This window comes from Vibrio sp. 704 (assembly GCF_033339295.1).
In genome coordinates this window covers 1-676 of sequence record NZ_JAWOUH010000489.1, presented here as the reverse complement: position 1 = coordinate 676, position 676 = coordinate 1, and the positions used below count along the sequence as shown (strand labels likewise).

Here is a 676-nt window from a genome sequence, read left to right as displayed (position 1 = left end):
CGATACTTTTTAGGTGAACAGAGCGGCTAAATGACATCAGTAGAACCAACGCTAACGTCGCACCAGAACCACCAATGAAGATATAGAAGTCCCAGAACGGCTGAGTGAAGATATTCGGAACAGGTTGCCCAGCAACAAATGCGTCGATGTTTCCACTGATGTTTGTTAGAAAGATTGGCGATAGAAGGCCAACCACAATCGCGGCACCATGAATCCCTGCAAACCAAAGTAATTGACACATGAGTAGTGCACCAATGATGGCAGGCAAAGTATTTGATGCGCTGATTAATGGCTTGAACATCGCCATAACTGCATCAGGAATCAACATGTCGTATTGGGTTTGAACGAAGATGCTTAATGGATAAAGCGTGACAAACACAGCTAGAACAGGCAGTAACACCTCGAAAGAACGCGCGATCGCAGGTGGCACCTGCTCTGGCATGCGAATCGTGATGTTGTGCTTTTTCATAAATCGATACAGCTCAACAGCAAAGAAGGCACACATTACTGCAGTGAAGATCCCTGTACCGCCCATGTGTTTCATCGCTAACGAGCCATCTTGAGCTGGTGCAGCCACCAGCAAGAAACACATTAAAGATAAAACCGCGCTAGTGATCCCATCCATTTTGTACGCTTTCGCCAGACTGTAGGCGACACCGAGCGACACAAAGATGGT

The 676-nt window shown here is 46.9% G+C and carries 1 protein-coding gene; it reads right to left on the bottom strand.

Features of this window, described 5'->3' with window-relative positions:
* Positions 1 to 676: PTS sugar transporter subunit IIC (locus tag R7R24_RS27300; RefSeq protein ID WP_318120214.1), on the bottom strand; the 676-nt coding region annotated here is incomplete at both ends.